Annotated in this window: 12 protein-coding genes; 3 read left to right on the plus strand and 9 right to left on the minus strand. The window is 74.7% G+C overall.

Annotated elements, in window-relative coordinates:
• Positions 1-8: 8 nt before the first annotated feature.
• The 5 genes from phnK to phnG are packed head-to-tail and all read right to left on the minus strand — an operon-like array spanning position 9 to position 3,973.
• Complete coding sequence (phnK, locus tag FGG90_RS12885; protein ID WP_094126597.1) at positions 9-791, minus strand: phosphonate C-P lyase system protein PhnK; 783 nt, start codon at positions 789-791, stop codon at positions 9-11.
• On the minus strand, positions 788-1,666 hold the full coding sequence (locus FGG90_RS12890) for an alpha-D-ribose 1-methylphosphonate 5-phosphate C-P-lyase PhnJ (RefSeq protein ID WP_094126596.1): 879 nt from the start codon (positions 1,664-1,666) through the stop codon (positions 788-790). The genes phnK and FGG90_RS12890 overlap by 4 nt, the downstream gene beginning before the upstream one ends.
• Positions 1,663-2,829, minus strand: coding sequence for a carbon-phosphorus lyase complex subunit (locus FGG90_RS12895; protein WP_237583397.1), 1,167 nt, complete (start codon positions 2,827-2,829; stop codon positions 1,663-1,665). The genes FGG90_RS12890 and FGG90_RS12895 overlap by 4 nt, the downstream gene beginning before the upstream one ends.
• Positions 2,829-3,485, minus strand: coding sequence for a phosphonate C-P lyase system protein PhnH (gene phnH / locus FGG90_RS12900; RefSeq protein ID WP_094126595.1), 657 nt, complete (start codon positions 3,483-3,485; stop codon positions 2,829-2,831). Before phnH ends, FGG90_RS12895 begins: the two co-directional genes overlap by 1 nt.
• Positions 3,482-3,973, minus strand: a complete 492-nt coding sequence (gene phnG / locus FGG90_RS12905; protein ID WP_094126594.1) for a phosphonate C-P lyase system protein PhnG — start codon at positions 3,971-3,973, stop codon at positions 3,482-3,484. The genes phnH and phnG overlap by 4 nt, the downstream gene beginning before the upstream one ends.
• Positions 3,974-4,169: 196 nt before the next feature.
• Between phnG and phnF the strand changes: the two genes are divergently transcribed.
• From phnF to FGG90_RS12920, 3 genes are all read left to right on the plus strand, one after another.
• Positions 4,170-4,907, plus strand: coding sequence for a phosphonate metabolism transcriptional regulator PhnF (gene phnF, locus FGG90_RS12910; RefSeq protein WP_094126593.1), 738 nt, complete (start codon positions 4,170-4,172; stop codon positions 4,905-4,907).
• Between the two features lie 58 nt (positions 4,908-4,965).
• Positions 4,966-6,240, plus strand: a complete 1,275-nt coding sequence (locus tag FGG90_RS12915; protein ID WP_237583398.1) for an MFS transporter — start codon at positions 4,966-4,968, stop codon at positions 6,238-6,240.
• A gap of 182 nt (positions 6,241-6,422) precedes the next feature.
• Complete coding sequence (locus FGG90_RS12920) at positions 6,423-9,158, plus strand: phosphoenolpyruvate carboxylase (RefSeq protein WP_094126591.1); 2,736 nt, start codon at positions 6,423-6,425, stop codon at positions 9,156-9,158.
• A 211-nt stretch (positions 9,159-9,369) separates the two neighbouring features.
• Here FGG90_RS12920 and FGG90_RS12925 read toward each other — a convergent pair whose 3' ends face one another.
• From FGG90_RS12925 to FGG90_RS12940, 4 genes are all read right to left on the minus strand, one after another.
• On the minus strand, positions 9,370-9,873 hold the full coding sequence (locus tag FGG90_RS12925; protein WP_094131270.1) for a helix-turn-helix domain-containing protein: 504 nt from the start codon (positions 9,871-9,873) through the stop codon (positions 9,370-9,372).
• 180 nt (positions 9,874-10,053) lie between these two features.
• Complete coding sequence (locus tag FGG90_RS12930) at positions 10,054-11,145, minus strand: threonine aldolase family protein (RefSeq protein WP_094126590.1); 1,092 nt, start codon at positions 11,143-11,145, stop codon at positions 10,054-10,056.
• Positions 11,146-11,241: 96 nt separating this feature from the next.
• Positions 11,242-11,898, minus strand: a complete 657-nt coding sequence (locus FGG90_RS12935) for an NUDIX domain-containing protein (RefSeq protein WP_094126589.1) — start codon at positions 11,896-11,898, stop codon at positions 11,242-11,244.
• A 127-nt stretch (positions 11,899-12,025) separates the two neighbouring features.
• Positions 12,026-13,294, minus strand: a complete 1,269-nt coding sequence (locus FGG90_RS12940; protein WP_094126588.1) for an NAD(P)/FAD-dependent oxidoreductase — start codon at positions 13,292-13,294, stop codon at positions 12,026-12,028.
• Between the last annotated feature and the right edge of the window lie 195 nt (positions 13,295-13,489).

Consider the following 13,489-nt stretch of genomic DNA (forward strand, 5'->3'; position numbering starts at 1 on the left):
GGGGCGGATCATCCTTGCAGGATCGAGGAGACGAGCAGCTGGGTGTACGCGGCCTGCGGGTCGTCGAGCACCCGGTCGGTGAGGCCGGACTCGATGACGCGGCCGTCCTTCATCACGAGCGTGCGGTGCGAGATGAGGCGGGCGACCGCGAGGTCGTGCGTGACGATGACGACCGCGAGGCCGAGCTCCGCCACGAGGCCGCGGATGAGGTCGAGCAGGCGCGCCTGCACCGAGACGTCGAGGCCGCTCGTCGGCTCGTCCATGAAGACGAGGCGCGGCGAGACGACGAGGTTCCGGGCGATCTGCAGCCGCTGCCGCATGCCGCCGGAGAACGTCGTGGGGTGGTCGTCGATGCGGTCGACGGGGATCTCCACGTGCCGCAGCCATTCGGCCGCGGTCGCGCGGATGCGCCCGTAGTGCCGCCACCCGTTCGTCATGAGCGGCTCGCCGACGTTGCCGCCCGCGCTCACGTGCATGCGCAGGCCGTCGGCCGGATCCTGGTGCACGAAGCCCCACTCGCTCCGCCAGAGCCTCCGCACCGCGCTCTCGGACAGGTCCGCGAGCTCCACCGTCTCCCCGTCGGCCAGCCGGTAGCGGATGCTGCCCTCGCTGAGCGCGAGCCGCTGGGACAGGGTGCCGAGCAGGGTCGACTTCCCGGATCCGGACTCGCCCACGACCGCGAGCACCTCGCCGGGCCAGAGGTCGAAGTCGACGTCCCGGCAGCCGTAGCGGTCGCCGTAGCGGTGGGCGGCCCCGCGGACCTCGAGCAGCGGTCGGTCGTCGTCGCTCACGCGAGCGCCTCCTCGTCGTGGGCGCGGGCGGCGTCGGCGTCGGCCGCCGTGCGCTCGCAGTGGTCGGTGTCGGAGCAGACGAACACGGACGCGCCGCGGTCGTCGGTGATGACCTCGTCGAGGTACACGCCGGTGGATCCGCAGATCGCGCACGGGTCGGCGAAGGTCTGCGGCTCGAAGGGGTGGTCCTCGAAGCCGAGGCTCTCCACGCGCGTGAACGGCGGGACGGCGTAGATGCGCTTCTCGCGCCCGGCGCCGAACAGCTGGAGGGCGGGGCTCATGTGCATCTTCGGGTTGTCGAACGACGGGATCGGCGACGGCGCCATGAGGTAGCGGCCGTCGACCATCACGGGGTAGTCGTAGGTCCTGGCGACGTGCCCGTAGCGCGCGATGTCCTCGTAGAGCTTCACGTACATCAGCCCGTACTCCTCGAGCGCGTGCAGGCGCCGGGTCTCCGTCTCGCGCGGCTCGAGGAAGCGCAGCGGCTCCGGCACGGGCACCTGGTAGACGACGACCTGGCCGTCGGCGAGCGGGGTCTCGGGGATCCGGTGCCGCGTCTGGATCACGGTGGCCTCGTCGGTGCGCGTCGTCGTGGCGACCCCGGCGACGGAGGCGAAGAACGCCCGGATGGAGACGGCGTTCGTGGTGTCGTCCGCGCCCTGGTCGATGACCTTGAGCACGTCGCCCTCGCCGACGATCGCCGCCGTCACCTGCACGCCGCCCGTGCCCCAGCCGCGCGGCATCGGGACCTCGCGGCTCGCGAACGGCACCTGGAACCCGGGGATCGCGACGGCCTTGAGGAGCGCGCGGCGGATCATGCGCTTGGTCTGCTCGTCGAGGTAGCCGAGGTTGTAGCCGATGAGGGAGGAGCTCATGCGCGGGCCCCCGTCCCGGCCGGGACGGCGGTGGTGTCGGCGGCGGCATCGTCCGCGTCGCCCGTGGCATCGTCCGCATCTCCCGCGACGGGGTCGTCGCCGTGCCGCTCGTGCCACTCCCGCGCGAGCCGCCGCACGAGCGCGAGCTCGGCCTGGAAGTCCACGTAGTGCGGGAGCTTGAGGTGCTCGACGAAGCCCGTCGCCTGCACGTTGTCGCAGTGGCTGACCACGAACTCCTCGTCCTGCGCGGGGGCGGTGATGCGCTCGCCGAGCTCGGTGGCCCGGAGCGCCCGGTCGACGAGCGCCATGGACATCGCCTTGCGCTCGCTGCGCCCGAAGGCGAGGCCGTAGCCGCGCGTGAACCGGGCGGCCTGGTCGGCGCTGCCCGTGAACTGGTTGACCATCTGGCACTCCGTGACCTCGATGCGGCCGAGCGGCACCGCGAACCCGAGCTCCGGGGCGTCGAGCTCCACCTCGACCTCGCCCACGCGGATCTCGCCCGCGAACGGGTGCGTCGTGCCGAAGCCGCGCTGCGTGGAGTAGCCGAGGCCGAGGAGGAACCCCTCGTCGCCGCGGGCGAGGGCCTGCAGGCGCTCGGCGCGCGTCATCGGGAACGTGGTGGGCTCGCGCGTGATGTCCGCGGGCTCCTCGTCGTCCTGGCCGGGGTGGGAGTCGGGCTCGATCAGGGAGGTGGCGCCGAGGAGGTCGGCGACGCGCGGCATCGTGGCGCCCGCGTCCTCCTCGCGCGTCGAGACCGCGGCGGGCTCGGCGTCCGAGAACAGGCGGTGCGTGTAGTCGAAGGTCGCGCCGAGCTGCTGCCCGCCGGGCAGGTCCTTGAAGGTGGCGGACACGCGGCGCTGCGGCGGGAGCCCGGCGGTGTCGACCGGATCGGTGTACCCGAACCGCGGCAGCGTCGTGCGGTACGAGCGCAGCAGGGTCACCGCCTCCAGCACGTCGCCCTGGGCCTGGAGGAGGGCGCGCGCGGCGAGCTCGGGATCGTGCAGCGAGCCCTCGGTCATCACGCGGGAGACGAGCACGCCGAGCTGGCCGGCGACCTGCCCGGCCTCGAGGGGGCGGGATCCGGGAGCGCCCCGGCCCGCGGCGGCGAGGAGGGCGTGCGCGGCGGCGATCGCCTTCTCCCCGCCCTTGACGGCGACGTACATCAGGCCTCCGATCGGGGGTCGGCCGCCCGGAGGCGGGTGGTGCGGGGAAGTCCGGCGACGGATGCCGCGTCGACGAGGAGCAGGTCGGCGCCGCGCGGGAAGCGGGCGCCGTTCGCGCGCCAGGCGTCGAGGAACGCGTCGTCGGCCCAGGGGGCGTCGGCGATCGCGTGCCCGTCGATCCCGGGGCCCTCGGCCCGGACGCGCAGGCTGCCCGCGGCGTCGCGCACGTCGAGCAGGACGGTCGCGGAGCGGTGCGGCTCCTCGTCGGTGCCGGCCGCCAGCTCCGCGAGCGGGGGCAGGGAGGCCGGGTCGGCGAGGACGAAGGCGGCGTCGGCGTGGTCGGCGACGATCCGCACGCCCGTGTGGAACGTGAGCCAGGAGGTCACCTCGGCGTCGGCGGCGCGGCGCGGATCCAGCCAGAGCGCCGACTCCTCGTCGAGCACGGTGAGGGCGACGGCGCCGAGGCCCGCGCCGAGACCCGCGGGCGCCTCCGCGGGGCCGGTGAGCGGGTGGATCCGCGTCGGGTGCGCGAGCGCGTCGAGGAGGGCGCGGAAGGCGGCCTGCGCGCCGCGGGTCGCGTCGGCGAAGCCGGGGGCGGGGATGCCCGCGGCGGGGAGCGCGGGGGTCCCGGGCGCGGGCCGCGTCGCCGCGCTCACGCGTGCTCCCGCGCGACCGTGAGGAAGTCCACGAGCGTGCTGCGGGCCTCGGCGGCTCGCCTCGCGTCCGCCTCCGCCCGCTCGCGCTCGAGCGGCGCGACGACCTCGGCGAGCACGCGGTCGTGGAGCCCGGCGTCGAGGAGCATCCCGTCGAACAGGGCCGCGAGGCGCGCGTGCTCGAGGTCGGATCCGAGGACGTAGGAGCTGCCGAGCGCGTCCGCCGCCATGGCGGATCCGTGCAGGCGGAGGGTGGCGCGCGTGACGGTGGCCTCGCCGAGGTTGAAGCGCGCGCCCCCGGCGTCGACGCGGCCGCGGACCATGACGAGCCCCGCCTCCGGACCGCGGATGTGCTGCACCTCGGGCTTGGGCTCCCACGCGGTCCACGCGGCGTCGAGCGCGCCCACGTCGGCGGCGGAGAGGACGCGCATCCAGCGCTGGCGGGCGGCGACGTCCTCCCGTCCGGTCGTGCTGGTCGTGGTCGTCGTCATGCCCGCGATCCCTCCAAGTTGTCTGCTCATCTAGATAAGTCGACCCTAGCGGCGGGTGCGGCGCCGCACCCGGCCCGTGCGCGACGAGCCGGTCGCGGGCAGGTGAACAGGTGGGGAACGCGGGCCGGAGGGGCGCCGGCGGGCGGCCGATCCGACCCGTCGGCCCCGCCGTCCCGCCCGCTAGGGTCGAGAGGACATGGCGACGCAGAGCAGATCCACGAGCGGCTACTCCGCCTGGCGGCTCATCGCCGAGGAGCTGCGCGCCGAGATCCTGCAGGGCACGGTCGCGTCCGGGGCGAAGCTGCCGTCGGAGAGCGAGCTCGCGGAGCGCTTCGAGGTGCACCGGCACACGGTCCGCCAGGCCGTCGCCGCGCTCGCCGCCGACGGGCTCGTGGTCTCGCGGCGGGGGAGCGGCACGTTCGTGACCCGGCACGACGTGATCGTCCACCGCATCGGCCTGCGCACGCGGCTCACCGACAGCCTCGGCGGCCGCGGGGCCCGGTCGTCCGGCGAGCTGCTCGAGTGGGCGGTCGAGGAGCCGCCCGCCGACGTGGCCGAGCGCCTCGCGCTGGCCGGCCGCCCCGCGCTCCGCCTCGAGACGCTGCGGCTGGTCGACGGCCGGCCCGTCGTCCGCGGCACGTCGTGGCTGGTGGACGAGCTCGTGCCGGGCATCGTCGACCGCTACGGCCCCGACGGATCCATGACCACGGCCCTCCGCGCGGTCGGGATCGACGACTACCTGCGCGCCGCCACCACCGTCACCGGGCGCCTCGCGACGGCCGCGGAGTCCGTCGAGCTGCAGCTGCCCTCGGGCGCGGTCGTCCTCGTGGTGCGGGCGCTCAACACGCTGCCCGACGGCACGCCGCTCCTCATCAACGTGACGCGGTTCGCAGCCGACCGGGTCGAGCTCGACGTGGAGCACGGCCGGGCCTAGGCGGCGGGCGCCGGTCCCGGTCGCGGGTCGTCGGTCGTCGGCGACGTATCCTGGACGCATGCGCGGTTTCCGTCGTGGCGGATCCGCGAGCACCCCCGAGCCCGGCGACGGCTCCATGCCCGACACCCGCGGCCCCGTCCGCGCCCCCCGTGCGAAGCTGCCGCGCGACGTGCTCGTCCTCGGGATCATCGCCTTCTTCGTGATGGTCGGCTTCGGCGTGGTCGTGCCCGTGCTGCCCGTCTACGCGCGCAGCTTCGGCGTCGGCAGCTTCGAGATCGGCGCGGTCATCTCCGCGTTCGCGCTCATGCGGCTCGTGATGAGCCCGTTCGTCGCGCGGATCATGGACGGGACGGGCGAGCGCACCGTGCTCGCCATCGGCCTCGCGATCGTCGCGCTCTCCTCCGGCCTCGCGGGCCTCGCGCAGGACTACCTGCAGCTCCTGCTCCTCCGCGGCGCGGGCGGCATCGGGTCGGCCATGTTCTCGGTCGCGGCCATGACGCTGCTGCTCGGCTCGACGGATCCGACGCGCCGCGCCCGCGCCATCGGCTTCTACCAGGGCGGCTTCCTCATCGGCGGCATGGCCGGGCCCGCGCTCGGCGCCGTGCTCGCGACCGTGTCGCTCACCGCCCCCTTCTTCTTCTACGCGGCGACCCTCGCGGTCGCGAGCGTCATCGGGCTCCTGCTGCTGTCGCGGCGCACGGGCCCGGCGGACGCGACCGGCCCCGCCGAGCCGGCGCGCCCCTTCGCGGAGGTGCTCCGCGACACCCGCTACCGCGGCGCGCTGCTCGCCAACCTCGGCAACGGGTGGGCGTCGATGGGCGTCCGCAGCTCGCTGATCCCGCTGCTCGTCGTCGAGGTGATCCGCGCGCCCGCCGCCTCCACCGGCATCGCGTTCGCGTGCGCCGCCGTCGTGCAGGCCCTCGCGCTCGCGCCCGCCGCGCGCTTCGTCGACACGGTCGGCCGTCGGCCCGCGATCGTCGGGTCGTTCGCCGTCGCCGGCGTGCTGATGGTCGCGATCCCGTTCGCGCCGAACGTGATCGTGCTCACGATCCTGCTCTGCCTGTTCGGCGCGGCCGCCTCCTTCATGGGCACGGCGCCGGGCGCCGCGGTGGGCGACGCCGCGGGCGGCCGCAGCGGCCGTCCCGTCGCCGTCTTCTCGATGGTCTCGGACCTCGGTGCCATCGTCGGCCCGCTCGTCGCCGGGTGCCTCGCCGACGCCGTGTCGTTCCCCGTCGCGTTCGCCACCGGCGCCGTCCTGCTGCTCGCCGCCTCCGCCTACGCGCTGCTGCGCATGCCGCGCGAGGAGCGCACGGCCGCGCCCGCCGCGGCCTGATCCGGCGCCGGCCTCCGCCTGATCCGGCGCCGCCGTCGCCTGATCCGCCGCGTGATCCGGCGCCGCCGTCGCCGCCCGATCCGTCGTCCGGGCGCTCCTCCCCAGGCGGATCCGCGGCCGGGACGTCCGTCCTCCGGCGTCATGCGCAGGATCCGCCGCGCGCTGTCCGTATCCTCGACTCCGTGACGACTCCCCCGAAGAAGCCGCTTCCCCTCGAGCACGACTCCACCCGCGACGGCACGCGCGACGCCGTCGAGCCGGCGCTCCGCTCCGACGTCAGCCACCTCGGCGGCCTGCTCGGACAGGTGCTCCGCGAGTCCGGCGGCCCCGACCTGCTGGACGACGTGGAGCGGCTCCGCGAGCTCGTCATCGACGCCTACGAGAGCGCGCGCGACGCCTCCATCGACGACGCCGAGCGGCTCGTCGCCACCTTCACGCCCGAGCGCGCCGAGCAGGTCGCCCGGGCGTTCACCTGCTACTTCCACCTGGCGAACCTCGCCGAGGAGCACCACCGCGTGCGCGTGCTCCGCGAGCGCGAGGCGGCGTCGGGCTTCGTGCCCGACTCCATCCCGGACGCGGTGGGCAAGCTCACCGAGGAGCTCGGCCGCGAGGAGGCCATGCGCCGCCTCGGCGAGATGCGCTTCCACCCGGTGCTCACGGCGCACCCCACCGAGGCGCGGCGCCGCGCGGTGGCCACGGGGATCCGCCGCATCGGCGACCTGCTCACCGAGCGCGACGGCGCCATGGCGGGCACCCTCACGGGTCAGGACGTCGACCGCCGGCTGCTCGAGGAGATCGACGGCCTGTGGCGCACGTCGCCGCTGCGCACCACCCGGCCCACGCCGCTCGACGAGGTCCGCACGGCCATGGGCGTCTTCGACCAGACGCTCTTCGAGGTCGTGCCGCGCGTCTACCGTCTGCTCGACGACTGGCTGCTCGGCGAGGAGGCCGGCGTGCGTGACGCCGTGGCGCCCGCGTTCTTCCGGCTCGGCAACTGGATCGCGGCGGACCGCGACGGCAACCCGTACGTCACCGCGGCGGTCACCGAGGAGGCCGCGGGCATCGCGAGCGAGCACATCCTCCTGGGGCTCGAGCGCGTCGCCCTCCGCGTCGGCCGCTCGCTCACCCTCGGCGACGCCGACACCCCGCCGAGCCAGGAGCTCCGCGAGCTCGCCGCCGCGCAGGACGCGCTCGCGCCGCACCTCACCGCCCGCATCGGCACGCGCGCGCCGGCCGAGCTGCACCGCCGCGTGCTCCTCGTCATCGCCGGCCGCCTCGCCGCCACGCGTGAGCGCCACGACGACCCCATCGCCTACCCGTCGGCCGCCGAGCTGCTGGCCGACCTCCGCGTGCTCCAGGCGTCGCTCCGCAGCGCGGGCGCGCACCGCATCGCGAGCGGCGAGCTGCAGGGCCTCGTCTGGCAGGCCGAGACCTTCGGGTTCCACCTGGCCGAGATGGAGGTGCGCCAGCACTCGCAGGTGCACCGCGAGGCGCTCCGCGAGGTGCTGGCCGTGGCCGCGGCGGATGCGTTCGGCGACCAGGCGCCCGAGCTCGCGCCCATGACGGTGGAGGTGCTCGACGTGTTCCGCACGCTCGCCCGCCTGCAGGAGCGGCACGGCGTCGCGCCGTTCTCCCGCTTCATCGTCTCGTTCACGCAGTCGGCCGACGACATCCGCACGGTGCACGAGCTGGCCGCGCTGGCGCTCGGCTCGGCGGAGGAGGCGCCCGTCCTCGACGTCATCCCGCTGTTCGAGACGTTCGCCGACCTGAACGCGAGCACCGAGATCCTCGACGGGATGATCCGGCTGCCCCAGGTCGCGGCCCGCCTCGCCGCCACCGGCCGCAAGCTCGAGGTCATGCTCGGCTACTCCGACTCCTCGAAGGACGTCGGGCCCGTCTCCGCGACGTTCGCGCTGTTCGACGCGCAGGCGCGCATCGCCGCGTGGGCGCGCGAGAACGACATCGAGCTCACGCTCTTCCATGGCCGCGGCGGTGCACTCGGCCGGGGTGGCGGGCCGGCCGACCGCGCGGTGCGGGCCCAGCCGCCGGGATCCGTCGACGGCCGCTTCAAGCTCACCGAGCAGGGCGAGGTGATCTTCGCCCACTACGGCGACAAGCGCATCGCCGCCCGGCACATCGAGCAGATGGCCGCCGCGACCCTGCTCGCGTCCGCGCCCTCCAACGAGGAGCGCAACGCGGCGGCCGCGCACGGGTCGGCGGACATGGTGCGCGTCATGGACGAGGCCTCCCGCGCCCGGTTCTTCGAGCTCGTGAAGGCGCCCGGCTTCGCACCCTGGTTCGCGCAGGTCACGCCCATGGAGGAGATCGGGCTGCTCGCGCTCGGCTCGCGGCCCGCCCGCCGCGGCCTGTCGGTCGAGTCGCTCGAGGACCTGCGGGCGATCCCGTGGGTGTTCGCGTGGACGCAGGCGCGCATCAACCTCACGGGCTGGTTCGGCCTCGGCTCCGCGCTGGCCGCCGTCGGCGACGAGGCCGTGCTCCGCCGGGCCTACGACGAGTGGCCGCTGTTCACGTCGATGATCGACAACGTCGAGATGTCGCTCGCCAAGACCGACGGCCGCCTCGCGGAGCGCTACCTCGCGCTCGGCGACCGGCCGGACCTCGCGGCGCTCGTCACCGAGGAGATGGAGCTCACGCGCGAGTGGGTGCGGAAGGCGACGGGCCGCGGCGAGATCCTCGAGGGCCGCCCGGTGCTGCGCCGCGCGGTGCGCCTCCGCAGCCCGTACGTCGACGCGCTGTCGCTGCTGCAGCTGCGTGCGCTCCGCGCCCTGCGCACGCCGGCGGCCGAGGGGTCGCCCGCGCAGGGCGCGCCCGGCCAGGCCGACCCGACGGATCCGGACCACCGGCTCCTGCTCCTCACGGTCAACGGCATCGCGGCGGGGCTGCAGAACACGGGGTGATCCGGGCCCGGGCCCGGGCCTCTCCGCCCGCTCCCGATGCGACTACGGCCGGTCCCGCGCCCTCGAGGGCGTCTCGGATCCGAACCCGTGGGAGCCCCACTGTGGGTGGTCTCCCCCCGAACGCGCTGTCATCGCGTGTCCGTCCGTTCGTCCGCCCCGGCGCGCATCCCGGTCGGGACGCGTCGGCGCAGCATGCTCCGTCGTGTCCGGATCAGGCTCGACCGCCGGGCGTCGGCTCCCTGCGGTCGCGCGAGAGCGGGAACCGGCGATCCAGGCGCGGGCTGAGGACCACGAGGAACAGGAACACCGCCAGCAGCCATCCGGCGATCCAGTAGGCGGGGATGAGGAAGATCGCGTGGTTCGCGAGCGCGTCCGTCGTGATGCCGACGATCACGGCGATCGTGAGCAGCGCGCCGACGCCGTAGTAGAGGGCTTCGAGTCCGTCGGTGATCGTGTCGCGGCGTTCCTGCTGCCGTGCGGCGCGGGTGTCGAGGGCTGCGACGGCGTGTCCGTAGTCGTTCTCGTCGACGGTGGTGAAGAGGTCGCGCACCTGGACCTCGAGCGCCGCGGCCACGCGGGTGAGCGTGTCGAGGCTGGCGTCGTTGCCGGCTTCGAGGCGTTGCACCGTCCGGACGGTGATGCCGCTGGCCTCGGCGAGCCGCTCCTGGGTCCAGCCTCGTTGCGTCCGGAGGTCGACGATCCGTGTCTCGTTCATGATCCCCACAGTAGGGACGGGACACCGCGCCGGACACGACATCGACCCGACGACGGCCCGACATCCACCCGACAGCGTGCATCCATCCCCGGACCCGCCTTCGTCGAGGCCGCGCCAGGCCGCCGAGATCGCGGGGAGGGGCGCCGCGGTCGTCTGCCGGGCTCGAGGCTGCCGAGGGGGCTAGTTCGCCCCGACCTCCCGGCGGATCGCCGCCGCGAAGCGGTCGATGTCGTCCTCGGTGGTGTCGAAGGAGCACATCCAGCGCACCTCGCGGCGGGCCGGGTCCCAGTCGTAGAAGCGGAACTCGCTGCGGAGGCGGTCGGCGACGCCCTCGGGGAGGATCGCGAACAGGCCGTTCGCCTGCGTCTCCTGCGTGAACTCGACGCCGTCCACGCCGTCGAGCGCTGAGCGGAGGCGCGCGGCCATCCCGTTCGCGTGGCGCGCGGAGCGGAGGTAGAGCGGCACGCCGTCGATCTCGGATCCGAGGAGCGCCAGCAGCTGCGCGCTCACGAACCGCATCTTCGAGGCGAGCTGCATGTTGAGCTTGCGGAGGTACGTGAGCCCCTCGGACGCCTCCGGGTCGAGCACAACGATCGCCTCGCCGTAGAGCAGGCCGTTCTTGGTGCCGCCGAAGCTGACGACGTCGACGCCCGCATCCGACGTGAAGGCGCGGAACGGCGCATCCAGCGTCGCGGCCGCGTTCGAGAGGCGGGCGCCGTCCATGTGCAGGCGCATGCCGCGCTCGTGCGCGTGGTCGGCGATCGCCCGCACCTCGGCCGGCGTGTAGACCGTGCCGAGCTCGGTGGTCTGCGTGATGCTCACGGCGAGCGGCTGCGCGCGGTGCTCGTCGCCCCAGCCCCACGCCTCGCGGTCGATGAGCTCGGGCGTGAGCTTGCCGTCCTCGGTGGGCACCTGCAGGAGCTTGATCCCGGCGACGCGCTCGGGGGCGCCGCCCTCGTCGGTGTTGATGTGCGCGGTGGTCGCGCAGACCACGGCACCCCAGCGCGGCAGCATCGAGAGGAGGCCGGTGACGTTCGCGCCCGTGCCGTTGAAGACGGGGAACGCCTCGGCGCCGCGGCCGAAGTGCTCGCCCACGACCTCCTGGAGCCGGGCCGTGTAGGCGTCGCCGCCGTACGCGACCTGGTGCCCGCCGTTCGCGGCGGCGATGGCCTCGAGCACCTCGGGGTGGATCCCCGAGTAGTTGTCGGAGGCGAACCCGCGGGCGGCGGTGTCGTGGAGGCGGAGGGGGGAGGCGGCGGGGGCGTCGGTCACCCGTCCATCCTCGCCTACGGGCCGTCCCGCCCGTGCGCGCTCGGGGCACGGCCGGGTCCGCGCCGGGCCTACGCGCTCGCGTCGGCGCGCGTCCGCCTACGCCGGGAACCCGTGCAGCGCCACGTGCTGGAGCAGGATCACCGTCTTGCCGTCGGCGATGCGGCCGTCGGCGACCATCGCGAGCGCCTCGTCGAGCGTCACCTCGATGCGCTCGATGTCCTCGCCCTCCTCGGCCACGCCGCCGCCCGCGCCCACGACGTCGGCGGGCGCGTACGCCGCGAGGTAGTGGTGGACGCGCTCGGTGACGGAGCCGGGGCTCATGAAGAGGTCGAACAGGTGCGTGAGCGCGACGACCTCGACGCCGAGCTCCTCGCGGGCCTCGCGGCGGATGGCGTCCTCGGGGGAGTCCTCGTCGAGGAGGCCGGCGGCGGCCTCGATCAGCATGCCGTCGGGGTGGCCGTTGACGTAGGCGGGGTAGCGGAACTGCCGGGTGAGGAGGATCCGGTGGGTGTCGGCCGCGTAGAGCAGGACGGTGGCGCCGTCCCCGCGGTCGTAGGTCTCCCGCTGCTGCTCCTGCCAGGATCCGTCGCGCAGCCGCAGGTCGAGCGTCGTCCGGCGGAGCACGTGCCAGCCGTCGGAGGTGACTTCGACGCGCTTCACGACCACGTCGGGGTTGCGGTCGAGGTCGGTCCCGCGGAGGTGGAGGCCGGTGCGACCCCTCGAGTCGGGCACGGTCTCACCGGGGCGCGTCATGCGGCCATCCTCGCGGGCCGGGGCGCGGGGCGCGTCCGCCGGAGGGCGGATCGGGGCCGTGGGCGCGCGGATCAGGCCGGGCGCGACCGGCGGCCGAGGCGGACGCGGCGGCCATGGCACCCGAGGATCAGGCGCGCCCCTGCAGGATCAGGTTCCAGTACACCCACGGCAGCACGTAGCGGTCGGTGAGGAAGGTGATGCGGCGCTCCTTCGCGAGGCCCTTCCAGCCGGGGACCGTGGGCTTCGGGCGGTAGCGGTCGTCGAACTCGGCGAACACGACGGTGGAGCGCGAGACCACGAAGGGGCACACCGAGTACCCGTCGTACGTCTGCGGCAGGGGCTTGCCCTTCTGGGCGGCGACGAGGTTCTTCGCGACCGCGGTGGTCTGCTGGCGGAGCGCGCCGCCGGACTTCGAGTTCGTGGTGGCGGCCGCGTCGCCGAGCGCCCACACGTCGGGGAACCGCGGGTGGCGGAGGGTGAGCGGATCCACCTCGACGAAGCCGCCCGCGTCGCCGGGCGCCGCGAGGCCGGTGCCGGCGAGCCAGTCGGGCGCGGACTGCGGCGGGACCGCGTGCAGCACGTCGTAGGCGATGGTCTCGCGCTCGGCGCCGTCGAGGCCCTGCTGCGCGGCGTGGTCGGGCCCGAGGAGCGCGCGGGTGCGGTCGACGCCGGCGATCTCCACGGTGCGGGCGACCGGATCCACGGCGACGAGCTCGCGCCCGTACCGCACCTCGATGCCGTACTCGGCGACCTTGCGCTCGAGCTCGGCGTCGATGAGCGGCATGCCGAACATGGTGGGCGTGGGCACGACCAGCACGACGCGGATGTCGTCGAGCACGCCGAGCGCGCGCCAGTGGTCGCACGCGAGGTACATGGGCTTCTGCGACGCGCCCGAGCACGTGCCCGGGCCGTCCGGCTGCGTGAAGACGACCGTGCCGGAGCGCACGTCCCGCAGCACCTTCGAGGCCTTGGCGGCGTAGTGGTGCTCGTAGTTGGAGATGCCGACGGGCGAGTCCATCGCCGCGACGAGGCCGGGCACGGCGTCCCAGTCCTTCTGGATGCCCGGGCACACGACGAGCTGGCCGTAGGAGAGGCGTGCGCCGGAGGCGAGGGCGACCGTCTTCGCGGCCGGGTCGATGCCGGCGACGCGGTCCTGGATCCACGTGACGCCCTTCGGCGTGATGGACCCCTGCGGCCGCGTGGCCTGCGAGGCGCGCGCGGTGCCGCCCGCGACGTGGGAGAACATCGGCTGGTAGTAGTGGGTGTCCCGCGGCTCGATGACCGCCACATCCTGGATGCCGTACCGCCGGAGGCGCCCCGCGGCCGAGAGCCCCGCGTTCCCCCCGCCGATGACGAGGACGTCGTGGTGCGCGGGGGTGCCGGAGGGGTCGGTCATGGGCTCAACCTAGGCCCGACCTGCGACATCCGTGCGGGCGTCGGCGTACGGGTCCGTGCCGCGCGCCGCCGTGCCCCCGCTCCTGGCCGGAAAGCGCACGCGCGCCGCCTCCCGCTGGCCGCGCAGCGAAGCGCGGCCGCTCCTGCCTGGAGGATCCCTGGACGTCCGGGACGACCGGGCGGCCCTGCCCGTCTC

It is taken from the genome of Clavibacter michiganensis subsp. tessellarius (assembly GCF_021922985.1).
Classification (GTDB): Bacteria; Actinomycetota; Actinomycetes; order Actinomycetales; family Microbacteriaceae; genus Clavibacter; species Clavibacter tessellarius.